25 protein-coding genes are annotated in these 25,975 nt (G+C 70.2%); 13 read left to right on the top strand and 12 right to left on the bottom strand.

Translation table 11 applies throughout. From position 1 onward, the window contains the following. Positions 1 to 30: 30 nt before the first annotated feature. From ACIRB7_RS32885 to ACIRB7_RS32895, 3 genes are all read right to left on the bottom strand, one after another. Positions 31 to 723, bottom strand: coding sequence for a class I SAM-dependent methyltransferase (locus tag ACIRB7_RS32885; RefSeq protein WP_403606272.1), 693 nt, complete (start codon positions 721 to 723; stop codon positions 31 to 33). Between the two features lies 1 nt (position 724). Further along, positions 725 to 1,636, bottom strand: coding sequence for a phosphotransferase family protein (locus tag ACIRB7_RS32890; RefSeq protein ID WP_403606275.1), 912 nt, complete (start codon positions 1,634 to 1,636; stop codon positions 725 to 727). Between the two features lie 80 nt (positions 1,637 to 1,716). After that, positions 1,717 to 2,466: a hypothetical protein gene (locus ACIRB7_RS32895; RefSeq protein WP_403606278.1), complete on the bottom strand. Its 750-nt coding sequence runs from the start codon at positions 2,464 to 2,466 to the stop codon at positions 1,717 to 1,719. Between the two features lie 224 nt (positions 2,467 to 2,690). Between ACIRB7_RS32895 and ACIRB7_RS32900 the strand changes: the two genes are divergently transcribed. The 4 genes from ACIRB7_RS32900 (at position 2,691) to ACIRB7_RS32915 (ending at position 9,553) form a co-directional block, all read left to right on the top strand. Beyond that, positions 2,691 to 4,046 (top strand): tetratricopeptide repeat protein, encoded by a 1,356-nt coding sequence (locus ACIRB7_RS32900; protein ID WP_403606281.1) that lies wholly within the window; start codon positions 2,691 to 2,693, stop codon positions 4,044 to 4,046. A 1-nt stretch (position 4,047) separates the two neighbouring features. Further along, positions 4,048 to 4,578 carry an NUDIX domain-containing protein gene (locus ACIRB7_RS32905; RefSeq protein ID WP_403606284.1) on the top strand — a complete coding sequence of 177 codons (531 nt, stop codon included), beginning with the start codon at positions 4,048 to 4,050 and terminating at the stop codon, positions 4,576 to 4,578. 262 nt (positions 4,579 to 4,840) lie between these two features. Then, positions 4,841 to 7,861 (top strand): tetratricopeptide repeat protein, encoded by a 3,021-nt coding sequence (locus ACIRB7_RS32910; protein WP_403606287.1) that lies wholly within the window; start codon positions 4,841 to 4,843, stop codon positions 7,859 to 7,861. A 543-nt stretch (positions 7,862 to 8,404) separates the two neighbouring features. Then, positions 8,405 to 9,553, top strand: a complete 1,149-nt coding sequence (locus ACIRB7_RS32915; protein ID WP_403606290.1) for a hypothetical protein — start codon at positions 8,405 to 8,407, stop codon at positions 9,551 to 9,553. Here the strand turns inward: ACIRB7_RS32915 and ACIRB7_RS32920 are convergent. Then, the gene (locus ACIRB7_RS32920) at positions 9,529 to 9,885 is read right to left on the bottom strand and encodes a GNAT family N-acetyltransferase (protein WP_403606361.1); all 357 of its coding nucleotides are present in this window, start codon (positions 9,883 to 9,885) and stop codon (positions 9,529 to 9,531) included. The two genes, ACIRB7_RS32915 and ACIRB7_RS32920, sit on opposite strands and share 25 nt — an antisense overlap. A 132-nt stretch (positions 9,886 to 10,017) precedes the next feature. Next, positions 10,018 to 10,986 (bottom strand): LysR substrate-binding domain-containing protein, encoded by a 969-nt coding sequence (locus ACIRB7_RS32925; protein ID WP_403606293.1) that lies wholly within the window; start codon positions 10,984 to 10,986, stop codon positions 10,018 to 10,020. A gap of 187 nt (positions 10,987 to 11,173) precedes the next feature. Here ACIRB7_RS32925 and snpA point away from each other — a divergent pair, with 187 nt between their 5' ends. Then, a complete protein-coding gene (gene snpA, locus ACIRB7_RS32930) occupies positions 11,174 to 11,818 on the top strand; it encodes a snapalysin (RefSeq protein ID WP_403606296.1) in 645 nt (214 codons plus the stop codon). Positions 11,819 to 11,897: 79 nt separating this feature from the next. Here the strand turns inward: snpA and ACIRB7_RS32935 are convergent, their stop codons facing one another. Together ACIRB7_RS32935 and ACIRB7_RS32940 are read right to left on the bottom strand one after the other, a co-directional pair. Then, positions 11,898 to 12,317 (bottom strand): DUF6304 family protein, encoded by a 420-nt coding sequence (locus tag ACIRB7_RS32935; protein ID WP_403606299.1) that lies wholly within the window; start codon positions 12,315 to 12,317, stop codon positions 11,898 to 11,900. A 168-nt stretch (positions 12,318 to 12,485) separates the two neighbouring features. After that, positions 12,486 to 13,067, bottom strand: a complete 582-nt coding sequence (locus ACIRB7_RS32940; protein ID WP_403606302.1) for a dihydrofolate reductase family protein — start codon at positions 13,065 to 13,067, stop codon at positions 12,486 to 12,488. A gap of 108 nt (positions 13,068 to 13,175) precedes the next feature. Between ACIRB7_RS32940 and ACIRB7_RS32945 the strand changes: the two genes are divergently transcribed. Then, positions 13,176 to 13,751, top strand: a complete 576-nt coding sequence (locus ACIRB7_RS32945) for a TetR/AcrR family transcriptional regulator (RefSeq protein WP_403606305.1) — start codon at positions 13,176 to 13,178, stop codon at positions 13,749 to 13,751. 103 nt (positions 13,752 to 13,854) lie between these two features. Here the strand turns inward: ACIRB7_RS32945 and ACIRB7_RS32950 are convergent, their stop codons facing one another. Then, a complete protein-coding gene (locus ACIRB7_RS32950) occupies positions 13,855 to 14,904 on the bottom strand; it encodes a family 2 encapsulin nanocompartment cargo protein polyprenyl transferase (RefSeq protein WP_403606308.1) in 1,050 nt (349 codons plus the stop codon). Between the two features lie 109 nt (positions 14,905 to 15,013). Beyond that, the gene (locus ACIRB7_RS32955; protein ID WP_403606310.1) at positions 15,014 to 16,429 is read right to left on the bottom strand and encodes a family 2B encapsulin nanocompartment shell protein; all 1,416 of its coding nucleotides are present in this window, start codon (positions 16,427 to 16,429) and stop codon (positions 15,014 to 15,016) included. A 307-nt stretch (positions 16,430 to 16,736) separates the two neighbouring features. Between ACIRB7_RS32955 and ACIRB7_RS32960 the strand changes: the two genes are divergently transcribed. Then, positions 16,737 to 17,327, top strand: coding sequence for an N-acetylmuramoyl-L-alanine amidase (locus tag ACIRB7_RS32960; protein ID WP_351218809.1), 591 nt, complete (start codon positions 16,737 to 16,739; stop codon positions 17,325 to 17,327). Positions 17,328 to 17,356: 29 nt separating this feature from the next. Further along, positions 17,357 to 18,349: a 1-aminocyclopropane-1-carboxylate deaminase/D-cysteine desulfhydrase gene (locus tag ACIRB7_RS32965; RefSeq protein ID WP_403606314.1), complete on the top strand. Its 993-nt coding sequence runs from the start codon at positions 17,357 to 17,359 to the stop codon at positions 18,347 to 18,349. On the opposite strand, the gene ACIRB7_RS32970 is transcribed toward ACIRB7_RS32965, so the two are convergent. Continuing rightward, positions 18,325 to 19,923, bottom strand: coding sequence for a Na+/H+ antiporter (locus ACIRB7_RS32970; protein ID WP_403606317.1), 1,599 nt, complete (start codon positions 19,921 to 19,923; stop codon positions 18,325 to 18,327). The two genes, ACIRB7_RS32965 and ACIRB7_RS32970, sit on opposite strands and share 25 nt — an antisense overlap. A 39-nt stretch (positions 19,924 to 19,962) precedes the next feature. Between ACIRB7_RS32970 and ACIRB7_RS32975 the strand changes: the two genes are divergently transcribed. The 3 genes from ACIRB7_RS32975 to ACIRB7_RS32985 all read left to right on the top strand — a co-directional run bounded on the left by ACIRB7_RS32975 (position 19,963) and on the right by ACIRB7_RS32985 (position 22,145). Next, a complete protein-coding gene (locus ACIRB7_RS32975; RefSeq protein WP_403606320.1) occupies positions 19,963 to 20,223 on the top strand; it encodes a UBP-type zinc finger domain-containing protein in 261 nt (86 codons plus the stop codon). A 357-nt stretch (positions 20,224 to 20,580) separates the two neighbouring features. Beyond that, a complete protein-coding gene (locus tag ACIRB7_RS32980) occupies positions 20,581 to 20,994 on the top strand; it encodes an anti-sigma regulatory factor (protein ID WP_015036094.1) in 414 nt (137 codons plus the stop codon). Further along, entirely contained in the window at positions 20,991 to 22,145 is a 1,155-nt protein-coding gene (locus ACIRB7_RS32985; protein ID WP_403606324.1) for an RNA polymerase sigma factor SigF, read from the top strand. Before ACIRB7_RS32980 ends, ACIRB7_RS32985 begins: the two co-directional genes overlap by 4 nt. Before the next feature lie 6 nt (positions 22,146 to 22,151). On the opposite strand, the gene ACIRB7_RS32990 is transcribed toward ACIRB7_RS32985, so the two are convergent. Beyond that, complete coding sequence (locus tag ACIRB7_RS32990) at positions 22,152 to 22,568, bottom strand: hypothetical protein (protein ID WP_403606327.1); 417 nt, start codon at positions 22,566 to 22,568, stop codon at positions 22,152 to 22,154. A 123-nt stretch (positions 22,569 to 22,691) separates the two neighbouring features. Between ACIRB7_RS32990 and ACIRB7_RS32995 the strand changes: the two genes are divergently transcribed. After that, a complete protein-coding gene (locus tag ACIRB7_RS32995) occupies positions 22,692 to 23,660 on the top strand; it encodes a diacylglycerol/lipid kinase family protein (RefSeq protein WP_403606330.1) in 969 nt (322 codons plus the stop codon). A gap of 318 nt (positions 23,661 to 23,978) precedes the next feature. Continuing rightward, positions 23,979 to 24,236, top strand: a complete 258-nt coding sequence (locus ACIRB7_RS33000; protein WP_003953983.1) for a WhiB family transcriptional regulator — start codon at positions 23,979 to 23,981, stop codon at positions 24,234 to 24,236. 204 nt (positions 24,237 to 24,440) lie between these two features. Here ACIRB7_RS33000 and ACIRB7_RS33005 read toward each other — a convergent pair whose 3' ends face one another. Further along, positions 24,441 to 25,907, bottom strand: coding sequence for a sensor histidine kinase (locus ACIRB7_RS33005; RefSeq protein WP_403606333.1), 1,467 nt, complete (start codon positions 25,905 to 25,907; stop codon positions 24,441 to 24,443). Between the last annotated feature and the right edge of the window lie 68 nt (positions 25,908 to 25,975).

Raw genomic sequence — 25,975 nt, forward strand, 5'->3', positions numbered from 1 at the left:
GGTCCTCCATAGGCTGGATGAACGCGGCTGTCAGAGCTTGCGGGCGCGGATCAGCAGGGTGGTGGGCCAGTGGCCCATGCGGGGGTCGTGGAACTCCTGGGCCGAAGTGAGCCAGAAGCCCGCCTGGCTGAGGCGCTTCTCCCACCGGTCCGTGGAGAACTCCCAGCGGGCGATGGGGAGCCGGGTGCGGTCGGGAAGGGTGACGTGGTCGCGGCGAGGACGGTCGTCACCCGAAGGGCTTGGGCCGCCACGCTGTGGGTGCGGGACGGAGAAGGCGAGCACCCGGCCGGGCGTGAGGCGCTGGGCGATGGCCGGGAGCAGGAGCTCGGGGGCGACGAGGCCGATGGCGCCGAAGACGGAGTAGATCGCGTCGAACTGCTCGTCAGAGGCGTGCAGGTAGTGCAGCGCGTGGCCGGCGACGAAGGTGAGGTTGTTCAGCCGTCCGTAGTGGGAGCGGGCGCGGCGGACCTGCAGGCCGACCAGGTCGACGCCGGTGACGTGGGCGCCGTGGCGGGTGGCGAGGTGGGCGGCGTTGTGGCCGGGGCCGCAGCCGAGTTCCAGGAGTCGCTTGCCGCGCAGGTCGGGGCCGAGGACGTCAGCCCCGGGCCCCTGGCCGGGTCTCGTGGTCCACTCCATCCGGGCGGGTACGGAGAGGGGTTCGGCGAGTCCAGCGGCGGTGCGCTGGAGCGCGTGGGCGTGCCAGGGGGATGCCTGGGCGAGCACGTCAGATCTCCAGGAGGTGGAGGACGTCGGTGAGGTGGCGGCGGACGGCCTTGATGTAGGCGGGGTCGGTGGCCGGGTCGTTGATCCAGCGGATGGACTGCTCCATGAACCACTCGACGGCCCACATGCGGTGCCAGCCCAGGGCCCAGTTCTCGGCGGTGAGCCCGCCGCGGGGGGCGAGGGCGTCGGGGGTGCCGCCGGCGGTGACGTACTGCTCCAGGAAGACACGCAGGCGGACGGGGTGTGGGGGCTCGATGGTGCCGTGCCAGCTGGCGAGGTCGAGCAGGCCGGGGCCGGTGAAGGCGCGGGCGAAGTCGAGGAGCCGCCAGCCGCGCTCGCCGATGTGGAGGCTGGTGGGGTGGAACTCGGAGTGCACCCAGCCGAACGGTTCCAGCGTCGCTCCGGCCGAGCGGGTCTCGGCGGCCTGGACGATCCGGTCGAGCGCGTCCTCGACGTCGTCGGCGTCCTGCCACCGGTCGGCCTTGCGCAGCCGTTCGAGGTGTTCCAGCGCCCGGACCGGAAGTGTGCGCAGGCGCTCCTGGCCGAGCACGGGCAAGGGCGGAGCCGTACGGGCGCCGTGCAGGATCACGGCCGCGGCGACACCGTCGAGGTCGTCGGCCTCGCGTACGGACGGTCCGAGGTCCTCCATGAGCATGCCGAGCCAGCCGTCCAGGACGGCGGAGGCGTGGACCTGGGGGACTGGTACGCCGAGGGTGTGGGCCAGGCGGAGGGCCTGGTCCTCGCAGTCGAAGGGCTTCTTGGCGTACTTGAAGATGGCCGTAGAGCCGTCGGGAAAGGCCACGCGCTCGACGCCGGACATGGACCACACGCGTACCTCCTTTCGTACGGCGGTGGTCTGGCCGGTCGCGGTGAGCAGGTTGTCGAGGAGTTCGGCGCTGGGGTTCGTGGTCACGGGAGGGCTCCGGGGATGGGTGGTGGCGTCCGGGGCGGGCGAGGGATGCCGGCCCGCCCCGGAGCCTGATCGGGTGGTGGTTACGCGGCGGGGTTCACGCGGTGGGCGTAGACCTGCTCGATCCAGCCCGCCTTGAACGCCGCGAGGTCGTCGCGGAAGTTCGCCATCGAGGCACCGTAGGGCGCGACCACGCCGCCGGACTGGTCCGGCACGGACTGGCAGCCGTGCACGAGCCGGCCGCCGAGCGCGGCGTGCGCCTTGATGGACTCGATCCGGCGGTGCTCGTTGAACCAGCCGCCGTGGTAGACCTCGTCGAGCATCCCGCCCACCTCGTCGTCCAGGTCGAAGACGACGGAGGTGGCGGCGGGGAAGAACCAGCACGGGCCGACGTTGGAGATGTGCCCGTCGAGCTCGACCTTGTTGAGAGCCATGAGCGTGGCGGCCTCGCGGAGCATCCTCAGGTGGTCGGCGGTGATCTGCGGGAGGCCGAGGCCGGCCAGGTGCTCGTCGCGGAAGAGGTACGCGTACACCTCGTACGCGGTGGCCACGACGCGGGCGGCGTCGGAGGTGGACTCGCTGTGCTGCTTGATGAAGTCGAGCGCGAGCTGCTCGACCGCGCTCTCGGTCGTCTCGTCCACGTCCAGGAGCTGGGCCTTGACCAGCTCCCAGTCGGCGACGAGCCAGGTGTTCGACTCGAAGCGGAAGAAGTACTCGGCCGGGTCGATGGTGATGCGCTGGCCGTCGATCTGGATGCCGGGCAGGCGGCTCCAGCGCGGGTCGAACGCTTCGGGCAGCTCGACCGTGATGGCCGTGGTGTCGATGGTGGTCACCGTGTTCTCCGTCTCTGATTGGCCGGGTTCTGGCACAGGAATGCCCGAACCTGGTGTGGGCGTACGGAACTTCGGGGTGCCGCCCGGACCAAGAGGGAGCCTGGATCGCGGTCGCGCCGTTCCGGGCGGCTGCTGATAAGTGAACCGGTGGTCACGCTCAGTGGGTACGGTGGAGGGCAGTTGAAGCGGTATACGCGGTTTACAACTCCGGAGTGGAGGCGATCGTGGCGGCGCAGAGAGAACCCAACTCCCGTCTGCGTGACGTCATCGCGGCGGTCGACTGCACCTACGAGGCCCTCGCCAGAGACGTGCGGCGCATCGCCGCCGAGAACGGCGAGATCCTCCAGACCAACAAGTCAGCCATCTCGCACTGGGTGAACGGCACCCGCGCCCCCTCGGGCCGGGTGGGCCAGTACCTGGCCGAGGCGCTGTCCCGCCGAGCGGGACGCACGGTCACCCAGACCGAGATCGGCCTCCAGACCAGCGATGACGAAGCGCCGGCGGAATCCGACCCTGTCCTCGCCGCCACCGACCTGGGCCGCGCCGACGTCGAGCGCCGCCGCTTCCTCGCCATCGCGGCCTTCACCACCGCCGGCGTTGCCATGCCGCTCGGATACGACCACGAAGCCACCGCCCGCATGCTCCGCGCCCGCACCGGCACGTCCCTGGTCGGGGCGGAGGACGTGGACGTCGTACGGCAGATCACCGCGGCCTTCAGTGCGGCCGACGAGCGCCTCGGCGGCGGGCACGGCCTGACCACCGTCACCGCATACCTCGCCGACACCGCCGCCCCCATGCTGCGCGGACGCTTCCCCAGCGAAGCCTTACGCCGGGCCGCCTTCGGCGCCGTAGCCGAACTCGCCTACCTCGCAGGATGGAAGCACCACGACCTCGGCCAGGAAGGCGCCGCCCAGCGCTACTACCAGGTCGGCTACAAGCTCGCCTGCGAAGCCGACCCCCACGGCCACGCCGCCTGGATGATGCGCGCCCTCGCCCACCAGGCCCTGAGCCTCAAACAGCCCCACCACTGCGTAGACCTCGTCGAAGGCGCCCTGAAGCGCGGCCTCGGCCACGTAGACGGCCAGACCGAGGCACTCCTCCACATCACCCACGCCCGCGCCTACGCAGCCACCGACGAGAACCCGTCGGCTGCGCGCGCCCTGCTCGCCGCCGAGGACGCCCTCCTACGAGACGACGGCCCCCAGCCCAGCTACTCCCGCGTCAGTGGTCCCGCCGCCGGCACCGTAGCCAGCCACACCGCCCGCACCCTGACCGACCTCGCGGACCACATCGGCACCGAACAGCAGCACCGAGACGCCCTCACCCGCTGGGACCCGGAGAAGTACAAGCGCGTCCACGCCCTCACTCACGCCGACCTCGGCGACAGCCTCGCCGCCCAGGCCCGCGCCGACGAGGCTGTCGCCGCCTGGACCCAGGCCCTGGTCCTCATGGAGGGCATGACCTCCGACCGCACCCGCAAGGCGATCACCTCAATCCGCTCCACCCTCGCGGTCTACCAGCGCCGCCGCGTTCCCGGCGCCGCCGATCTCGCCCGCCGCGCCCGCGAAGCCCTCGCCTAACATGCCCAACAATCCACCTGACGAAGGGAACACCGTGACCCAGCAGACCGACGACCAGCCGAAGGCCCTCAAGCCGGCGCTCGAATCGATGACCCTGCTGGTCGCGGCTGTCATCGTCCATGACAAGGCCACCAACCGCGTCGTCCTCCTCCAGCGCAGCGAGAACGCAAAGTTCGCCCAGGGGATGTGGGACCTGCCCGTCGGCAAGAGCGAACCGGGCGAGCCCATCACGGAGACCGCCGTCCGCGAGCTTTACGAGGAGACCGGCCTCACGGTGAAGCCCGAGTCCCTCAAGGTCGCCCACATCATCCACGGCGCCTGGGGCGTCGAAGCCCCCAACGGCTTCCTCACCGTCGTCTTCGCCGCCCACGAATGGACAGGCGAACCCGAAAACCGCGAACCCCGCAAGCACGCGCAAGTCCGCTGGGTCGACGCCGACGCCATCCCGGACGAATTCGTGGAGACCACCGCCAGCGCCCTCCACCGTTACCTCAGCGACGGTCCCCAGGTATCGCTGGACGGCTGGAAATAGCCGAGAGTTGCTAGGTACCCCGGGACGAGGCGGCGTGGGGGTTCCTGAGGACCGGCTCTACCCGCGCATCCGTGGATGCCGACAACCACAGCCTGATCAGTAGCCGTTGTTTTACCGATCAAGGGGGTACGGACCAATCAGAGGTCCCGGTCGCTAGGACAGCGGAATCTCAGCTCAATTTTTGACCCTACGTCAAAAAATACACTGCGGTCGTCGCCCGCCGTCGAGGCAGTGACGCACAGTCGCGTAGGAGGATGATGACATGGAGGGGAAGCGTGTGAGCAGCTCGATAGTTAACCACGGAGGATCTGATCTCGATGTCCTGCGCACGCCGCCGACCGGCGAAGGCGTACAGCCCCCAGTCGTGACGAAGGCCCCATATCTCCCACTGAACGACCTTATTTGGTCCGATGTCGAGCGGTTATTCCTCCGCCTTGTGGAACTAAAAGGAGGCAGGGCTGAGAAAGCGCAGCTGTATGGAACACACGGTCAGGGTCAAGCAGGAATCGACCTGTTTATCCGGAACGCAGCTACGCCCAACGCCGATGATTCGGTCTCAGCACGCCGCTACACCACACTGCAATCAAAGCGTGTGGCAACGCTCAGTATGTCGGAGATCAATAAGGCAGTCGAAAAGTTCCTTAAAGGCGAATGGGCCGCCCGCTCGAAGGTCTTCATCTACGCCACCACTCACGACCTGAGACCTACTCAACTCGCCGACGCACTAAACCGGCAGGCGGACCGGCTGGAGAAGAAGGGAATTCGACTGGATTGGTGGGGGCGTGAGGAGGTCTCTCACATGCTGCGGGAACTGCCTCAGGTTGTAGATGACTTCTTCGGCCGCCAGTGGGTCAAGAGCTTCTGCGGTACCGAGGCGGCCTCCGCCCTGGACCGGCGCGATGCCAGCGCTCAGCAGCCGAGGCTGATGGGCCTGATTCCTCCCGCCGCAGACGCCTTCCAGGATCGCGGCATGACCGATACTCCGACTGCCTACGGACAGGAGGCAAGCAGCGGAGTGGTGGTGCTTACGGGGATGGGTGGCGTCGGCAAGACCCAGATCGCCGCCCGCCGCGCCCGGCAGGCGCTCCACCAGAACAGCGTGGATCTGGTGGTGTGGGTAACTGCCACCAGCCGTCAGGACATCCGCCTTGCCTATGGAAGGGCCGGTGTCACCGTGGCTGGTGCCGAGCCGACCGACCCAGAGGCCGCACCCGAGGTATTCCACGCCTGGCTGAGCACCACCGACCGTCGATGGCTGATCGTCCTAGACAACCTGCTGGACCCGACAGACCTCCACCACCTGTGGCCGCCGGAACGACCAGGCGGCCATGTCATCGTCACCACGCAGCGCCGCGACCCTGCCCTCCGCACTTCCACCCGCCGCGTGATCGACGTCGGACCGTTCACTTCAGAGCAATCCCTTGACTACCTAACCCGCCGCTTCCAGATTCACGACCTGGTCGAGTCGCAGAGCGAGGTAAACGAGCTAGCCGAGGACCTCGGACATCTGCCGCTTGCCTTGGCACAGGCAGCCTCGTACCTCATCGATCTCGCGGACACCGATCTGACCGTCAGTCAATACCGCGTACTGCTACGGGAACGCTATCCACTGATAGAACTCGCGCCGACCCCTGAAGCGCTACCCGACGATCAGGAAGCAACCCTAGCAGCCGTTCTGAACATGTCGCTGACGCGAGCGGACCACCTTACTCGTGGCCTCGCCACTCCACTCCTACAAATGACCAGCTTCCTCAACCCCGCCGGCATTCCCACCGGCGTCTTCACCACCCAAGCGGCGGTCGATTACCTGGTCAGTTACCAAGTCCCGCAGCCGAGTGCCACGGATGCCACCAGCCTCGGCCGAATTATCGGTATCGACGAAGTCGAAGCAGCGCTGCGGATCCTACATCGCCTTAGTCTCATCAATCGGACGACCGCGCACGACAACAAGACAGCCAAACAGCTCGTGTCTGACCAATCCTTCAGGGCTGTCCAGGTCCACGCGCTGACACAGCACTCCGCTTACGACACCGTGCCCGCCCCCGCGCGCGAAGCCCTTGCCCGCACAACTTCCAGGGCTCTTCTTCAGGCATGGCCCGATATCGAAACCGATCTAGCCCTAACCCAGGCACTGCGCTCCAACACCACTGCGCTGCTCTCCCGCGCCGCAACGGCCCTGTGGAGCGATCCCACCGGCGACTCCAGCAGCGTCCTGCTCCGCGCTGCCTACAGCTATGGCGAGGCAGGCATGCTTGCCGCCGCCTCATTGCTCTACAGCGATCTCCTGGACAGTGCCCTAGAGTGTCTCGGCAACGATCACCACTGGGTCCTTCTCATCCGCGGCTACCTTGCCCATTTCCGAGGTGAGGCTGGCGACGCCGCAGGCGCGGTGGAGGCTTACCAGGAACTTCTCACCGACCTGCAGCGAATCCTGGGAACCGAACACCCCGATACTCTCACCGTCCGCCAGAACCTCGCTCACTGGCGCGGCCGCTCGGGAGACTTCGCGGGCTCAGTCGAAGCCCAATCAGAACTCCTAACCAATTTGCGGCACGTTGAGAATGACCACCTGGACCTCCGGGTCCGGAACGATCTGGCTCAACGACGCGCTGAAAACGGTGACATTCCGGACTCGATCAAGGACTTCGAAGCACTCCTCGCTGACTGGCGCTCAGCTCTAGGTGACGACCATCACGGCACCCTAATCGTCCGCGGAAACCTCGCACACTGGCGCGGGGAGCTTGGGAACCCAGCACGTGCGGTCACGGAGTATGAGGAACTCCTCACCGACCAGCGGCGCGTTCTCGGCCCTTCGCACGCCGACCTCCTAATAACCCGTAGCAATCTTGCGCACTGGCGCGGCGAGAGCGGGGACGCAGGGGGCGCGATCAAGGACCTCGAAGCGCTCCTAGCCGACCAACAAGACATACTCGGCCCCCACCACCCAGACACCTTCAACACACGCCATAACTTGGCCACTCGGAAAGGCCAGGTCGGGAGCGCAGCGCACACGGTCAAGGTGTTCGAGGAACTCCTCGCTGACCAACGGCAAGCGCTCGGTACCGACCATCCCGATATCCTTCTCACAACCCGCTCTGAGCTCGCCGACTGGCGGGCTATGGCCGGAGATATCAGTGGCGCAGTCTCCGACTATGAGGCCCTGCTCACCGACCAGCTGCGAACCCTAGGGGCTGATCATCCCGTCATTCGCCGCACACGGGCGCTCCTCTTCCATTGGCGCAATCGACTCCAAGGCGGTCCTGCCAGGGACCGCCACACCTGATTACAAGCGATGAGATCAACACACCAATAGGGCAAATCACGCCGTGCCCCTCCAGCAAGCGTTGCTCATCCAACGGAGCCCTTCACAGATGTCCGCTCTGCGCCGTCACGAGGCCCGCGTGGTCGATCCGGCAGTGCCGCAGAAACCCGGCGGACACGCCACCGGGCGCAGCGCTGAGGAGCAGGTCGCCGGGGCAGGGAGAGGCGTCACCGAACCCCCGGGCACTCTCGGATGCCCACAGCAGCGGAGGACCCAGATGCTCCGCAGTCCGCACACAGTCCGCAGGACACCCGATCAAGACCGTCGCACCCCATCGCCAGCCAACAGCAAAAGGCCAGGTCAGCGACCTGTTACGGGCATCGCCGCAGGTCACCGACCTGGCCCCTTACTAGGAGACGAAGAAGGCCTGACCTTCTCGTTTCCCGTCCGGAGGGGCACGGCCGCCTGGCGGTCGTGCCCCTTCGGCGTTCGCGGGTGGCGGTCCGGGTGGTCGGGGCGGCCTGGGTGGTCAGGGTGCTCGGGGCGGTCGTTAGGCTGCCGGGCATGATCACGCCGTCGCTCCCGCAGCTGACCCCCGAAGACGCCCGAGCTCTTCAAGGGAGGCTCCGGGCGGAGGTCGGGCCGGGGCTCAGCGAGAAGGAACTCGACGCGGTCGAGGCGCGGTTCGGGTTCACGTTCGCGGCGGATCACCGGGTGTTCCTCGGCGCCGGGCTCCCCCGTGGGGGCGGGTGGCCCGACTGGCGGGACGGTGACCCGGAGGAGTTGGCCGAGCGGCTCCGGCGGCCGGTCGAGGGGGTGCTCTTCGGCGTGGAGCGCAACGGCTTCTGGCATCCCGCCTGGGCTCCGAAGCCCTCGGGGGCGGCCGAGGCGCTGCGGGTCGCACGGGCCGAGCTGGCGACCGTCCCCCAGCTGGTCCCCGTCTACAGCCACCGCTACCTGCCCGGCACGGCGGGCGAGTGGGGCCACCCCGTGCTGTCCGTCCACCAGACCGACATCATCTTCTACGGGAACGACCTCGCCGACTACGTCCGGCACGAGTTCACCGGCGGGGCGAGCAGCCTCATGCCCCGCGCGACCGTCGACTTCTGGTCGTACTTCGTGAACGGCGGTCCGGGCATCGACGTCACCGCGCCCACGCCGTTCACCCCCTATGCCGTCACCGCCCAGGAGGCCGTGGAGTGCCTTCGGATGCTGGCGGTCGAGCGCCTGATCGGCCGGCGGCACTTCCCGGAGCAGTTGATCGAAGCAGGGCTCACCGCGCTCGTACTCGATGTCGAGTCGGAGTCGCTGCCGCTGCTCGCCGGGCTGACGCGCGCCGAGCACCAGCAGGCCGGTGCGCTCTTCGACCGGGTCCTGGACGAACTGGGCCTTGTCGAAGGCCTTCCCGTCGATGACACCGACGTCCCGTGGGAGGCGGCCCGCTGGGAGCTCGTGCGGTGGTGGCTCCTGCTGATCGTGCGCGGGAGTCTGGACCCGGGGGCCGGTGGCGACCTGATCACGTACGACGGCTGGGCGTCGCTGGCCCGGCCGCAGGTGCTCCGCCCCCTGTTCGACGCCGTCGAGGCGTACAACGACTGGGCCGCCGTCCGGAGCGGCGCACGCGAGGAACTCGCGAGTGCGATCGTCCGGGAGGCCGAGCGGCTGCTCGCCGGGACCTGGCCGGGGGGTCAGTCCTCCGTGGAGAGGGTGTAGCGGCGCTTCTCCTTGGAGGTGGCGCCCAGGCGGTCGTAGAAGCGGATCGCGCTCTCGTTCCAGGCCGGCGTCTGCCATTGGATCTCGTCGAGACCCAGGGTCCTGGCCTCGGTACGGACCGCCCCCATCAGGAGGGGGCCCAGGCCGTGGCCTCTGCTGGATTCCGTGAGGTAGAGGCAGTCCATGTGGAGGTACTCCGTGCCGTCCCAGGTGGAGAGCTCCGGGGCGCAGGTGGCGTAGCCCGCGAGGGTGCCGTCGGGGAGGACGGCGACCAGGCAGCGGAGCCGGGGCTCCGCGGGGGCGAAGAGGAGGCGGGCCAGGCGGTCCGCCAGGCCGGGGGCCGGGGGCCGGGGGCGCCGCCTTCTCGTACGCCGCGTGCTCGTCGATCAGTTCCACGAGCCGGGTGAGGTCCTCGGGACGTGCCTGTCGGACCGTCGCCCCTTCGAGCGTGCCCTCGCGTTCGTTCATACGGCCATCATGCACGGCCCCACCGACAGCCCCGCCTCCGCTCCCTGGCGGCGTAACCACTCGCGGTACGGGGCGGCGCGCAGGGCCACCTCCCGGTAGGCCGCGGCGAGTTCCGCGTACAGCGTGTCCAGGGGCGCTCCGGGGCGCGCGTACAGCAGGAGCCGGACCGCCAGGGGGTCGCCCCGCAGGGGGCGGACGGCCATGTCCTCACGGGGGATCGAGGTCGGCTGGCAGGGTGCGACGGCCTCGCCGAGGGCGATCAGGGAGGCGGCCGTGTGGTAGTCGCCGTGCAGCAGGGGCGGGTCGATGCCGGCGGCGTCCAGGACCCGGCGGAGGCCGTCCCATTCGCCGTCCACGGTCGGGTCGACCATCCAGTGGTCGGTGGCCAGGTCGGCGAGGTCCACGACGGGCCGGGCGGCGGCCGGGTGATCGCGGGCCATGGAGACGAACTGCGGTTCGCGGGCGACGAGGACCCGGCACTCCAGGCCCTCGGGGACGCGCAGCGGGCAGCCCTCCACCTCGTGGACGAAGGCCACGTCGAGCCCGCCGGCGGCGACCGTGCGCAGCAGGGCGCTCGCGGAGACGTCCATCCGGAGGCCGATGTCGGTGCCGGGCAGCCGCTGGCGGAGGCGGCGCAGCCAGCCGGGGAGCGCCCGGCTCGCGGTGGATCCGACGCCGAGTCCGGGGCCGTCGGTGCGGGCCGCAGCTGCCCGTGTCTCGGTGACGAGCGCGGCCATGTCGGCGACGAGGGGGCGGGCCCGGCTGAGCAGGGAACGGCCGAGTGGGGTGGGGAGGCAGCCGGTGCGGCCGCGGGAGAAGAGTTCGGCGCCCAGGGAGTTCTCGATGCGGCGCAGCTGGGTGGTCAACGAGGGCTGGCTCATGCCGAGTTGACGGGCCGCCTTGTGCAGGCTGCCCGTGTCCGCGATGGCGCAGAGCGCGCGCAGGTGTCTCACCTCCAGCTCCATGCCCCCGAGGGTAGGGCGGCTCCCTGAGTCGCACCAGATAGCCGGAGGCCCGCAACCACCTGGCTTTTCAAGGTGGTTGAGCCCGACGAGGCAGGGTGATGCGGTGGAGCTATCGGCTGTTGACATCATCCCCGTGGGCTCCGGCTGCCCCGAGACTCTCTCCAGTCCCCTAGAGGAGGAGCCCCCCATGCGTCACCCCAAGGTCCTCACCTCCGTACTGACCGCCACCCTCGGTCTCGGTCTCGCCGCCTCCCTCGGCGTGGCCCCGGCGGCGGCGGAGAGTGCCCCCCGTACGAGCAACACCGTTGCGGCGTACGCCGGTTCTGCGGAGGATGCCAAGGCCAACAAGGCCTTCTTCGACGCCGTCGTGAAGTCGGTGGCGAAGAAGCGGGCCGCCAATCCCGGCGCGGCCGCCGTCACCGTCGTCTACAGCGCCGCCAACGCGCCGAGCTTCCGCACCCAGATCGCGCGCTCCACCCAGATATGGAACAGCTCGGTGGTGAACGTCCGGCTCGTCGAGGGCAGCAACCCGGACTTCCGTTACTACGAGGGCAACGACTCCCGTGGCTCGTACGCCAGCACCGACGGTCACGGCAGTGGCTACATCTTCCTCGACTACCGGCAGAACCAGCAGTACAACTCGACCCGGGTGACCGCCCACGAGACCGGGCACGTCCTGGGGCTTCCGGACCACTACAGCGGTCCGTGCAGCGAGCTGATGTCGGGCGGCGGCCCCGGCACGTCCTGCCAGAACGCCCAGCCGAACGCCCAGGAGCGGTCCCGCGTCGACCAGCTCTGGCGCTACGGGCTCGCCTCCGCCTTCAAGGGCTGACGGGCGGGACGGTGACACACGGCGGCGGCCGCCCCCTTCCCGGGGGCGGCCGCCGTCCTCGTCTCAGGCCCTACTCGCCTCAGGCCCTCTGCAACAAACGGCGGGCGAAGTCCGCGCCGGGCGGAAGCTGCCGCCGGACCCGCTCAAGGGCTCCCTCGAAGTCACCCCCGGCGACGCACGATTCGAAGGCGGCGCCCCCGCAGTGCAGCGTCAGACTGAGGTCCGCGCGCTCACCGAGCGTCAGCAGACAGCTCAGCGTGGCAGGCTGGGTGGCGCCGTCCACGACGACCGGGAGCGGGAGGTCCCACTCCAGGACGCAGCCGGTGAGGGGCTTCCCGCCCTCGTCGGGCGCACTGAGCGCGGCGAAGCCCTCACCCGTGTACTCGATCCCCCTGATCCGGGTGGCGACGTGCCGCCCGTCGGCCGTGATGACGATCGCTTCCGCGCCGCTGCGGTCCCGGTACCAGCCGGTCCAGACTTCCGTCGACTCCGATGACATGCGCGGACTGTAGCGGTATGACCGGCTCCGGCGCGCGGCCGGTCACCCGGAGGCCGGACTTCTCCCGATCTCGCCGTTCTTGCCGGTCACGATGCCGCTCACCTGCGCGGCTCGCCCGTCATGTGCCCGCTCGCGACGTCCGCGCCCTCACGGAAGCCCTTCCCGCCGCTACCGCTTCCTGGTGTACGTACGGACGATCACGCCGTTGTCGAAGGCGCGCACCGAGCCCAGCTCGAACTCGCGGGGCTGGAATCCGGCGCCGAACATCGGCATGCCGGTGCCGTAGACCTCGGGGTAGGTCTTGATGACCAGCTCGTCGATCTCCTCGATGAGCTCTCCGGCGATGGTGGAGCCGCCGCAGAGGTAGATACCGAGAGGGCTGTCCTCCGCCTTGAGCTCGCGGACGCGGCCGACGAGGTCCTCGGTGATCAGCTCCACGTTGGCGTCGGGCGACTCGGCCAGCGAGCGGGTGGCGACGAACTCCCGCAGGTGGCTGTAGGGGCTCGTGATGCCGATGTCCAGAGCGAGCTGGTACGACCTCCTGCCCTGGACGATGGTGTCGAACTGCTTGTTCTCCGCGTCGATCCCGAATATCTCCCGAGCGTGCGTCGGGACGGTCTCGGGGTACTCGGCGTTCATCTCCTGCATGTACGAGCCGGTCGAGTACTTGAACATCGACGTGGCGTCACCCTCGGGGTCGCCGATGAAGCCGTCGATGGTGCAGGCGATGTAGTACGTGAGCTTACGCAAGCCGGTCCTCTTCTACTTCGGAGCGTGGCTGCGATCGCAACCACGACGGCTATAGTGCTTCACTTGTAGTGGTTGCGCAAGCCCCAATTCTCAAGAAGGGAGCTCGACATGGCGAAAAACCCGGAACGCCGTACGGCGCTGCTCGACGCCGCGATCCAGGTACTGGCGGACGAAGGGGCCCGTGGGCTCACCTTCCGGGCCGTCGACGCCCGGGCGGGGGCCCCCACGGGCACCTCGTCCAACTACTTCCGCGACCGGGACCAGGTGCTCTCCGAGGTCGCCGACCGGATCTTCGAGCGCCTCACCCCCACGCCCGGGGACATCGACACGGCCCTGCTGCCGCCGCCGAGCCGCGCGCTGGTCGTCGAGCTGATGCGCCGGCTCGCCCAGCGGCTCGCGGCCGAACGCACCTGCTACCTCGGGCTCTTCGAGCTCCGCCTCGAAGCCGTGCGCCGCCCCGACCTGCGGACCCAGCTCACGAAGGTGCTCCGCGCCGACCTCGACGAGAACGTCCGGATCCACCTCGCGGCCGGCATGCCCGGGGACGCCGACACGGTCCGGCTGCTCTACTTCGCCCTCACCGGGCTGCTGTTCGACCACTTCACGGTGCCGGGTCTGCACGGCGACCGGGACCTGAACGACCTGATCGAGACCGTGGTCAACCGCATCGTCCCCGGACCGTGAGACCCGGGGCCGCGAGACCCCGAGCCCGTAGGACTGCGGGCCGTAGGACCCCGAGCCGTACGACCCCGGGCCCTGGGACTCCGGCCCGCGAGGCCCCGGTCCGTCAGCGCGTACGCCGGGTGACGAACTCCGCGAGGGCCAGCAGGTCCCCCGCCGCCTCCAGGTCCGGGACCGCCTGCGCCAGGTACTCGACCGCGCGGCCCATCCGCTCGGCCGCCTGGGCCTGGGCCCAGTCACGCCCACCGGCCCGCTCGACCGCGTCCGCGGCCGCCCGGGCGGCCGCCGCGTCGAGGACCGGACGGGCGTACAGCTCGGCCAGCTCCTCGCCCGCCGGGGTGCCCGAGACGAGCGCCGCCACCACCGGGAGCGACTTCTTGTGGGCCACGAGATCGGCCCCGGCCGGCTTGCCCGTACGGTCGGGGTCGCCCCAGATCCCGATGAGGTCGTCGATCAGCTGGAAGGCGAGGCCGGCCTCCCGGCCGAAGGCGTCCATCGCCGCGACCTCCTCCTCCCCCGCGCCCGCGTAGAGCGCGCCGAGGGCGCAGGAACAGCCCAGCAGGGCGCCGGTCTTGGCGGTGGCCATGGCCACGCACTCGTCGAGGGAGACCTCCCGGGGGCCGCGCCCCTCGAAGGCACAGTCCGCCTGCTGCCCGGCGCACAGCTCGATGATGCAGGCCGCCAGGCGCGCGGAGGCCGCCGCCGAGACGGGATGCGGGTCCTCGGCGAGCATCCGCAGGGCGAGCGCGCACATCGCGTCGCCGGCGATCAGCGCGTCCGGGATCCCGAAGACGGTCCAGGCCGTGGGCCGGTGTCTGCGGGTCACGTCCTCGTCGACGATGTCGTCGTGGAGCAGGGTGAAGTTGTGTGCCAGCTCCACCGCCGCCGCGGCCTTCACGGCCCCGGCCTCCTCGGCGCCCAGAGCACGGGCCGCCGCGAGGACGAGGGCGGGCCGGATCGCCTTGCCTGCCTGCTCGGCGGCCGGGCTGCCGTCGGCGTGCTCCCAGCCGAAGTGGTACATCGCGACCCGCCGCATGGAACCCGGCAGGGTCTCGACGGTCGAGCGCAGTTGTGGGTCGACAGCGATGCGCGTCCGCTCCAGGAGCACCACGGCCCCCTGGCCGTCGGCGACGGCATCCGCGCTGGCTATGGTCACGGTCACTTCCTTCGTATCCTCCGTGGCAGTCGTGTCGGTGCTGCGGCGACGAGCCGGGAACGCCCGGGGGCGGGAGGGTTCGGTTCCCGCCCCCAGTCGCGTCGTCGGCTCAGCGCCAGCGGCTGACCTCGACGTTCTCCAGGACACCGAGCGCGTCCGGGACGAGGACCGCCGCCGAGTAGTAGGCCGTGACCAGGTACGAGATGATCGCCTGCTCGTCGATGCCCATGAAGCGGACGGAGAGGCTGGGCTCGATCTCGTCGGGGATGCCGGTCTGGTGCAGACCGATCACGCCCTGGTCGGCCTCGCCGGTACGCATGCAGATGATCGAGGTGGTCCGGGCGTCCGAGACCGGGATCTTGTTGCACGGGTAGATCGGCACACCGCGCCAGGTCGGGATGCGGTTGCCGTTGATGTCGATCGTCTCGGGCACCAGACCGCGCTTGTTGAGCTCGCGACCGAAGGCGGCGATGGCGCGCGGGTGGGCAAGGAACAGCTTGGAGCCCCGGCGCCGGGAGAGCAGCTCGTCCATGTCGTCGGGGCTGGGGGCGCCGTCGTGGGGCTGGAGCCGCTGCTCGTAGTCGCAGTTGGAGAGGAGGCCGAACTCCTTGTTGTTGACGAGCTCGTACTCCTGGCGCTCGCGGAGCGCCTCGACCGTGAGCCGCAACTGCTGCTCGGTCTGGTTCATCGGCTGGTTGTAGAGGTCGGCGACGCGGCTGTGGACCTTCAGCACGGTCTGGGCGACGCTCAGCTCGTACTCGCGGGGCGAGGCGTCGTAGTCGACGTACGTGTGCGGGACGACGGCCTCACCGACATGGCCGGCGGAGAGGTCGATCTCGGCCTCGCCGTACTTGTTGGTCCGCTGGTGGGGCAGGGCGGCCACGCTCGCGAGGTGGGCGGCGAGCGAACCGGCCCGCTCCGCGAGGTTCCGCACGTCGTCCCGGGTGAGCTCCAGGACCGTACAGGTGGTGGCGGCGCGGGCGCTCCACTCCCAGGTGGCGTCCGGGTCGACGAGCGCGGTGTCGCCGAAGTGGGCGCCGTCGGCGAGGACGCCGATGACGGCCTCGTCGCCGTACGGTCCCTCACCGATCTGCTCGATCCTGCCGTGCGCGAGGAGGTGGACGCGGTCGGTCGGCTCGCCCGCCACGGCGATCACCTCGCCGGCCGCGTACTCCCGCTGGCGGCAGCGGGACGCGAGCTCGGCCAGGGCCTCCTCGTCCTCGTAACCGCGCAGGACGGAGAGTTCGCCGAGTTCGGCGGGGATGACCGCGACGCGCTCTCCGGTCTGGACGAAGGTGACCTTGCCGTCACCCACGGAGTAGCTGAGCCTCCGGTTCACCCGGTACGTACCGCCCTGCACCTGGACCCACGGCAGCGCCCGCAGCAGCCACCGTGAGGTGATCTCCTGCATCTGCGGCGCCGACTTGGTGGTCGTGGCGAGGTTCCGCGCGGCGGCGGTGCCGAGACTCTGCTGCGGGGCCTGCTGCTCCGCGCGTACGTCGTCGCCAACCGAACCAACGGACATGGAACTCCCTCTCGTATGACTGAGTTGCGAGACGAAGCCTTTCAGCACGGAGCGTGTCGGCGCCATTACACATTCGAGTGGGACTGTTCGACGATCTTCGGGGCATGTCACGTGATTTCCATCCGAACAGCGGAGCCCCACCCGTCACGGGGGGCGGTGTCCGGATCGGCTCGCACACGGTCCGAACGGATGGCAGTGGAGTGGCGGACTCCGGTACTCCGGAAGCTCCGGTACTCCCGGTGGCTCCCGGGCTCCGGTAGCTCCGGGGCTCCGGAAGCCCCATCCCGTCCTCCGAAGGGAGTCGGTCATGTCCACCCCCATGTCCGCGAGCAGGTTCCTCGACGCGCTGCGCGACGAGGGCCTCGCGATCGTCCAGGTCGGCGACTGGTCCACCCACAACCGCAACCACAAGGGCCCCTGGGGCCCGGTGCACGGCGTGATGATCCACCACACCGTGACCCGCGGCACCGAGAGCACCGTCCGGATCTGCCGGGACGGCCACGACGCCCTGCCGGGGCCGCTCTGTCACGGCGTCATCGCCAAGGACGGCACGGTCCACCTCGTCGGCTACGGGCGCGCGAACCACGCGGGGCTCGGCGACGACGAGGTGCTCCGGGCGGTCATCGCCGAGCGGAGCCTGCCACGGGACGACGAGGCGACCACCGACGGCAACCGCCACTTCTACGGCTTCGAGTGCGAGAACCTCGGGGACGGCGAGGACCCGTGGCCGAAGGTCCAGCTGGACGCCATCGCGAAGGCGGCGGCGGCCCTCTGCCGGGTGCACGGCTGGACGCACCGCTCGGTCATCGGGCACCTGGAGTGGCAGCCGGGGAAGGTCGACCCGCGTGGCTTCACGATGGGCTCGATGCGGGAGCGGATCGCCGACCTCCTGCGCTGACCGTGCCGGCCGGCACGGACAATGGCCGGGTGAACGCGTTCGACCTCTCCCGTCTGCGGCCCCGGCTCCCCTCGCCCCTGGAGCCGGTGGAGGACGAGCGCTTCGCCCGGCGCGGGCTCACGCTGCTGCTCAAGCGCGAGGACCTCATCCACCCCGACCTGCCGGGCAACAAGTGGCGCAAGCTCGCCCTCAACCTGGGTGCGGCGGGCGGGCGTCCTGTGCTCACCTTCGGCGGCGCGTACTCCAACCACCTGCGGGCGACGGCGGCCGCGGGCCGGCTGCTGGGTTTCCCCACGGTGGGCATCGTCCGGGGCGACGAGCTGGCCGGGCGCCCCCTCAACCCGTCCCTCGCGCGGTGCGCGGCGGACGGGATGCGTCTGGAGTTCGTGGACCGGGCCACGTACCGCGCGAAGAACGACCCGGCGGTCCTCGCGGCGCTCCTGGAACGGGCCCCCGCGGGCGCGTACGTCGTCCCGGAGGGCGGCAGCAACCCGCTCGCCGTCCGGGGGTGCGTGGAGCTGGGCCGCGAGCTCGTTGGAGCGGCGGACACGGTGGCCGTCGCCTGCGGCACGGGCGGCACCCTCGCGGGCCTCGCGGCCGGCCTCTCGCCCGGGCAGCGGGCGCTGGGCTTCCCGGTCCTCAAGGGCGGTTTCCTCGGCGGGGAGGTACGCGCCCTCCAGGAGGCGACGTTCGGCGGGCCGCGCGGCGTGTGGGCGCTGGACGAGCGTTTCCACTGCGGGGGGTACGCGCGCACGTCCCCCGTTCTGGAGGCGTTCGCACGCGACTTCGAGGCGCGGCACGAACTCGCCATCGAGCGACTGTATGTGGCCAAGATGCTCCACGGCCTCACAGTCCTGGCGGAGGAGGGCGCGTTCCCTGCGGGCACCCGGCTCGCGGCGGTGGTGACGGGCGCCCCGGACGCGCCCCGGACGCCCCCGGGGGACAGGCCTCAGCCGCCCCCGGCCGGCGGGTCACGGCCTTCCCCCGCCGACGGGACTCAGCCGTCCCTCTCCTCGCGGTAGGCGGCGGCCTCCTCCAGATCGAGGCGGCGGAGCAGGGTCCGCATCATCTCGTCGTCGATCCGCCGTGCGTCGCGCAGCCGCACGAAGACCTCGCGTTCGGCGTCGATCATCTCGCGCGAGATGCGCCGGTAGGTGTCGTCCGCGGTCTCCCCGGTGACCTCGTTGACGGCCCCGAGCCGCTCCCAGACCGCGTTGCGGCGCCGCTCCAGGACGATGCGGAGCCGGTCGGCGAGGGGTGTCGGCAGGGCGTTGCGCTCGTCGGCGAGGAGCGCGTCGAGGCGTTCCTCCGCGGCCCGCGAGGCCTCGCTCTGCGCCTGCGCCTCGGCCAGGGTCTCGGCGTACCTGTCCCGCTTGGGGAGCTTCAGGAGGCGGATGAGGGGCGGCAGGGTGAGGCCCTGCACCACGAGGGTGCCGATGACGGTGGTGAAGGTGAGGAAGAGGACGAGGTTGCGGGCGGGGAACTCCCCGCCGTCGGTGACGGCGGGGATGGAGAAGGCGATGGCGAGGGAGACCACGCCACGCATACCGGCCCAGCCGACGACGAGCGGCGCCCTCCAGTCCACCCCTGGTTCCCGTTCTCTGACCCGCGCGGAGAGCCACCGGGGCAGGAAGGTCGCGGGATACACCCAGACGAACCGGACGACGACCACGGCGACGAAGACGCCGGCGGCGTACCAGGCCGCCTCGCCGATCCCGTACTGCCCGAGCCCCTGGACGACGTACGGCAGCTGGAGGCCGATCAGGGCGAAGACGGCGGACTCCAGGACGAAGGCGACCATCTTCCAGACGGCCTCCTCCTGGAGCCGGGTGGCGAAGTCGACCTGCCAGGCGCGGTGTCCCAGGAAGAGACCGACCACGACGACGGCGAGGACCCCTGAGGCGTGGACCTCCTCGGCCGCCGCGTAGGCGATGAAGGGGATGAGGAGGGAGAGGGTGTTCTGGAGCAGCGAGTCGCCTAGCCGGAGGCGCAGCCAGTGGATGGGGGCCATGAGGATCAGGCCGACGCCGATCCCGCCGACGGCGGCGAGCGCGAAGTCGCCGAGGCCGCCGGCCCAGCTCACGCCCTCTCCGACGGCCGCCGCGAGGGCGACCTTGAAGGCGGTGATGGCGGTGGCGTCGTTCACGAGGGACTCACCCTGGAGGATCGTGGTGATCCGGTGGGGCAGGCCAAGCTTGCGGGCGATGGCGGTGGCGGCGACCGCGTCCGGCGGGGCGACCACCGCGCCGAGCACGAGGGCGGCGGTGAGCGGCAGGTCGGGGACGAGGACGTACGCGAGCCAGCCCACGGCCACGGTGGCGAAGAGGACGTACCCGACGGAGAGCAGGGCGACGGGCCGGATGTTGGCCCGCAGGTCGAGGTACGAGGAGTCGACGGCGGCCGTGTAGAGGAGCGGGGGCAGGATCAGTGGCAGCACGATGTGCGGGTCGAGCGTGTAGTCGGGCACTCCGGGGACGTACGAGGCGACCAGCCCCGCGGCGACCAGGAGCAGCGGAGCGGGCACCGGGGTCCTGCGGGCGGCCCCCGCGATCGCGGCACTCGCCGCCACCAGCGCCACCAGCTGCAGTGCGTTCATGCCCGTCCCCGTCGTGAGCCGCAACGTAACCTGGCCATCATGAGCGAGTGCCCCCATGTTGCAGAAATGCCGCGCCCCGAACCGGTGCCGCTGGCCGACACCTGCCCGGAGTGCCTGGCGGACGGTACGCACCCGGTCCAGCTGCGGCTCTGTCTGAGCTGCGGACACGTGGGCTGCTGCGACTCCTCGGCGGGGCGGCACGCGACGGGGCACTTCTCCTCGACCGGGCACCCGCTGATGCGGACGTTCGAACGGGGCGAGGCCTGGCGGTGGTGCTTCGTGGACGGCGCGATCGTCTGAGCGGGTGGCGATGCCCCCTCTTGTCCCTGTTTGTCAGGGCGGTCGGACCCTCCGGGCGTACGGCCGTCCGGTGATTCGGCCGTCCGGCGATTCGCCCGCTCCCCGGGTGGGTACGTCACCCCTCCGCCGGTCGCTCGTTTCCGTCCCCCGCGAACCCCTGCCCACCGTCCGCATCCATGGGCCTACCATGGGTGATGACCGGCGGCCGGGGGGCGACGGGGGTGGGAAGTTCGCGGCGACACGGCGGGACGGATCGCGATAGCGTCACGGCGGACCGCGCAGCCCCCTGCGTACCGCCCGGTTCGGGGGCCTCTCCCTCCGAACCCCGAATGAGCTTGTGCCACCTTGGAGGTGAGGGTGTCCCAGATCGCAGGCGAGCCCGGGACCCAGGACTTCGTGGAAGTCCGGCTGCCCGCTGCGGGTGCCTATCTGTCCGTGCTGCGTACGGCCACGGCCGGCCTCGCGGCGCGCTTGGACTTCACCCTCGACGAGATCGAGGACTTGCGGATCGCGGTCGACGAGGCCTGCGCCATCCTGCTCCAGCAGGCCGTGCCGGGATCCGTCCTCAGCTGTGTCTTCCGGCTGGTCGACGACTCCCTCGACGTGACCGTCTCCGCTCCGACGACCGACGGCCGGGCGCCCGAGCGGGACACCTTCGCCTGGACGGTGCTGTCGGCACTGGCCGGGAAGGTGGAGTCGTCGGTGGCCGAGGACCGTACGGTCTCGATCAGCCTGTACAAACAGCGCGGCGCGGGGCCAGGCCCGGCGTGAGGAGCGGGGACGCGACGGCCGGCATCCCTGAGCAGCAGGCGCGGCCGCATGAGGTCGCTATGCATGAGGTCGCTACGGAGCAGGCGGGCCAGATGAGCGAGCACGAGCAGCACCACGAGGTTGCCGAGACACCAGGCGTCTCCGAGGCCCCCCGGGACCCCGCGCGCGTGGACGGCTCCCCCGAGGCCTCCGGGGCCCCCGGGACCGCAGGGGCTGCCGAGAAGCCGGAGGAGACGGCGGCGGTCTCGGTCTCGGACGGTGATGAGGCCGACGCCGGGGCCGACGCTGAGGCTGGGGCTGGGGCTGGGGCTGAGGCTGGGACCGAGGCGGGAGCCGAGGCCAAGGCCGAGGCTGAGGCCGACGACGCCTCGGACGCCGTCCCCACCGCCCCGGACCCGCACGACCGGAGCGGCGCCCGCGCTCTCTTCGTCACGCTGCGCGAGCTGCCCGAGGGCTCCCCCGAGAAGGCGGAGCTGCGCAACCGGCTGGTACGGATGCACCTGCCGCTGGTGGAGCACCTGGCCCGGCGCTTCCGCAACCGCGGCGAGCCGCTGGACGACCTGACCCAGGTGGCGACGATCGGCCTGATCAAGTCGGTGGACCGGTTCGACCCGGAGCGCGGGGTCGAGTTCTCGACGTACGCGACACCCACGGTCGTCGGCGAGATCAAGCGGCATTTCCGCGACAAGGGCTGGGCGGTCCGGGTGCCGCGCCGGCTCCAGGAGCTGCGGCTCTCGCTGACCACGGCGACGGCGGAGCTCTCCCAGCAGCACGGACGCTCCCCGACGGTGCACGAGCTGGCCGAGCGGCTCGGGATCTCGGAGGAGGAGGTCCTGGAGGGCCTGGAGTCGGCGAACGCCTACTCGACGCTCTCCCTCGACGTCCCCGACACGGACGACGAGTCCCCGGCGGTGGCGGACACGCTGGGCGCGGAGGACGAGGCCCTGGAGGGGGTCGAGTACCGCGAGTCGCTCAAGCCGCTCCTGGAGGACCTGCCGCCCCGGGAGAAGCGGATTCTGCTACTCCGGTTCTTCGGGAACATGACCCAGTCGCAGATCGCGCAGGAGGTGGGCATCTCGCAGATGCACGTTTCTCGACTGCTGGCCAGGACCCTCGCCCAGCTGCGGGAGAAGCTCCTGGTGGAGGAGTAACCCTCGTCAGGCTTCCTGACCGGGGCGCCGGATACCGAGCGCCTCGGTCGTGGCCGGGTTCACCAGGAGGACGAGCCCGGTGACGGCCAGGACGCCGAGGGCGATGCCGGCCGGGATCATCGCGCTGTTCGCCTGGAGCATCTGCCAGGCGACGGGCAGGGCCAGGATCTGGGTGATCACGGCCGGGCCGCGACTCCAGGAGCGGCGCAGCCACAGGCCGCGGGCGGCGGCGAGCGGGATCAGACCGAGTGCGACAAGCGTCACAGCGCCCGTGAGGGCACCGGTGAGGTCGCCGGACATCGGGGTCAGCGCGTCCACCAGCATGTACACACCCCCGGCGACGAGTCCGAGGGCCTCGATACCGGCCACGGCCGCCGCGGCGGCGAGACGGGCGGGGCGGGGGGTCTGCTCCGTACTGCTCATACAGGGCAGGGTAGCGGGGGCCCCACCGCCGGTCTCGGGCGCCCGGGTGGGCCGGGGGCGGCGGGATGTCCACGGGATGGCCGGGACTGGGCCCGGTACCACCGGGTAGGTACGCTGAAGCTCATGCGCGCACTTCTCGTGGTCAACCCGGCAGCCACCACCACCAGTGCCCGCACCCGTGACGTGCTCATCCACGCGCTCGCCAGCGAGATGAAGCTGGAAGCCGTCACCACCGAGTACCGCGGGCACGCGCGTGACGTGGGCCGGCATGCCGCCGAGGCCGGCAACATCGATCTCGTCGTGGCCCTCGGCGGCGACGGCACGGTGAACGAGGTCGTCAACGGCCTGCTGCACGGTGGGCCCGACCCCGACCGGCTGCCGGGGCTCGCGGTGGTCCCCGGCGGTTCGACCAATGTGTTCGCCCGCGCCCTCGGCCTTCCGAACGACGCCGTGGAGGCGACCGGCGCCCTGCTCGACGCGTTGCGTGAGCGGCGGGCACGCACAGTGAGCCTCGGTCTCGCCTCGGGGACGCCGGGCACGGAGGACGAGTCCGTACCGTCCCGCTGGTTCACCTTCTGCGCCGGACTCGGATTCGACGCCAGCGTCATCGGCCGGGTCGAACAACAGCGGGAGCGCGGAAAGAGATCCACGCACGCCCTCTATCTGCGCCAGGTGGCCCGCCAGTTCCTCGAGGAACCGAACCGCCGGCACGGCACGATCACCCTGGAGCGCCCAGGCGCCGAGCCGGTCGAGAACCTGGTCCTCTCCATAATCTGCAACACCTCCCCCTGGACCTACCTGGGCAATCGTCCGGTGTACGCGTCCCCGGAGGCCTCCTTCGAGACCGCGCTCGACGTGCTCGGACTGCGCCGTCTCTCCACCCCCGCAGTGGCTCGTTACGCCACCCAGCTGCTCACCTCGACCCCGGAGCGCGGCCCGCGGGGCAAGCACGCCGTATCCCTGCACGACCTGACCGACTTCACCTTGCATTCGAAGGTTCCCCTCCCCCTCCAGATGGACGGAGACCACCTCGGACTGCGTACGAGCGTGACGTTCACAGGCGTTCGTCGTGCACTGCGTGTGATTGTGTGAGTGGAAGGGCCCAAAGTCCTTTCACTCGAACGTTTAGGCGCGCATCCACCCCTTAGAAGTACGGCTGTGACCTAGCCGACACCGAGGAATCAAAAAAAACTTTCCGGAAGGGGTTGTATCCGTTGCTGGGGTTTGGGAGTCTCTTCTTGGCGATCGGGACGGCCCGCAACACCGGCCTCCACTGAGAGCCAGAACCCCTCCTCAGTCTTAGGACCACACCAGTTCATCTGGCAGTCGGCCCTTCCCTTGCGGGGGGATTCGTGAAAGCGTTCACATTCACAAGCAACCAGCTTGTAACACCCTAGAGAGGTAGCAGCCATGGACTGGCGTCACAACGCCGTTTGTCGTGAGGAAGACCCCGAGCTGTTCTTCCCCATCGGCAACACCGGTCCTGCGCTGCTGCAGATCGAGGAAGCCAAGGCCGTCTGCCGCCGCTGCCCCGTCATGGAGCAGTGCCTGCAGTGGGCGCTCGAGTCCGGCCAGGACTCCGGCGTCTGGGGTGGCCTCAGCGAGGACGAGCGCCGCGCGATGAAGCGCCGTGCCGCTCGCAACCGGGCGCGTAACGCCAGCGCCTGACGCCCACCGACAGCCTGAGGCCAGCGGCGCACACATCGCGTGTGCAATCACCGCCCTTGAGTCGCAGCGCGCAGCAGTAACCCACAGCATTCGAGCCCCGGACCGATCTCCTTCGGTCCGGGGCTCGCTGCTGTTCGCCGTCGTGCCCTACCTCTGTCGTCGTGTCCTACTTCTGCCGTCGGGTCCTACTTCCGCGGTCGGGTCCTACTTCTGCGGCTGTACGGGAATGTCGAGGATCACCTTCGTGCCGCGCCCTGCGGCCGGCACCATGTCGAAGGATCCGCCCAACTCCCCTTCCACCAGGGTCCGTACGATCTGGAGACCGAGGTTGCCGGCGCGCTGCGGGTCGAAGCCCTCGGGCAGACCCCGGCCGTCGTCCTGGACCGTGATCAGGAGCCGGGCCTCGGGCCTGGACTCGCCACGGACGGCGGTGACCTCGACGGCGCCCTCGTCGCCCTGGGCGAACGCGTGCTCCAGGGCGTTCTGCAGGACCTCGGTGAGGACCATGGAGAGCGGGGTCGCGACCTCGGCGTCGAGAATGCCGAAGCGGCCGTTGCGCCGGCAGGTGACCCGGCCCGGTGAGATCTCGGCCACCATCGCGATCACCCGGTCGGCGATCTCGTCGAACTCCACCCGCTCGTCCAGGTTCTGGGACAGCGTCTCATGAACGATGGCGATCGAACCGACGCGCCGTACGGCCTCGTTGAGGGCCTCGCGGCCCTGGTCGGAGTCCATCCGGCGGGACTGGAGGCGCAACAGGGCCGCCACCGTCTGCAGGTTGTTCTTGACCCGGTGGTGGATCTCCCGGATGGTGGCGTCCTTGGTGATCAACTCGCGCTCGCGGCGACGCAGTTCGGTGACATCCCGGAGCAGGACGAGGGAACCGATGCGGGTGCCCTTGGGCTTGAGCGGGATCGCCCGCAGCTGGATCACGCCGCCGTTGCCCTCGACCTCGAACTCGCGCGGCGCGTAGCCGGAGGCGAGCGTGACCAGGGCCTCGTCCACGGGGCCACGGGAGGGGGCGAGTTCGGTGGTGATCTGGCCGAGGTGCTGGCCGACGAGGTCGGCGGCGAGACCCAGCCGGTGGTACGCGGAGAGGGCGTTGGGCGAGGCGTACTGGACGACGCCCTCCGCGTCCAGGCGGACGAGACCGTCGCCGGCGCGGGGCGAGGAGTCCATGTCGACCTGCTCGCCGGGGAACGGGAAGGTGCCGGCCGCGATCATCTGGGCCAGGTCGGAGGCCGACTGGAGGTAGGTGAGTTCGAGCCGGGAGGGGGTGCGGACGGTCAGCAGGTTGGTGTTGCGGGCGATGACGCCGAGGACCCGGCCCTCGCGGCGGACGGGGATGGACTCGACCCGTACCGGCACCTCCTCGCGCCACTCCGGGTCGCCCTCCCGGACGATCCTGCCCTCGTCGAGCGCGGCGTCGAGCAGCGGGCGGCGGCCGCGCGGCACCAGGTGGCCGACCATGTCGTCCTGGTAGGAGGTGGGGCCGGTGTTGGGCCGCATCTGGGCGACGGAGACGTACCGCGTGCCGTCGAGGGTCGGGACCCAGAGCACGAGGTCGGCGAAGGAGAGGTCGGAGAGCAGCTGCCACTCCGACACCAGCAGGTGGAGCCACTCGAGGTCGGAGTCGCTCAGGGCGGTGTGCTGGCGGACGAGGTCGTTCATGGAGGGCACTGTGCGAGCGTACCCGCGGAATAAAGAGGCGGTGAACCTGGATCTCCGGGCCTTCGTGC

This window comes from Streptomyces sp. NPDC093795, from assembly GCF_044764665.1.
In the GTDB taxonomy this organism is placed as follows: Bacteria; Actinomycetota; Actinomycetes; order Streptomycetales; family Streptomycetaceae; genus Streptomyces.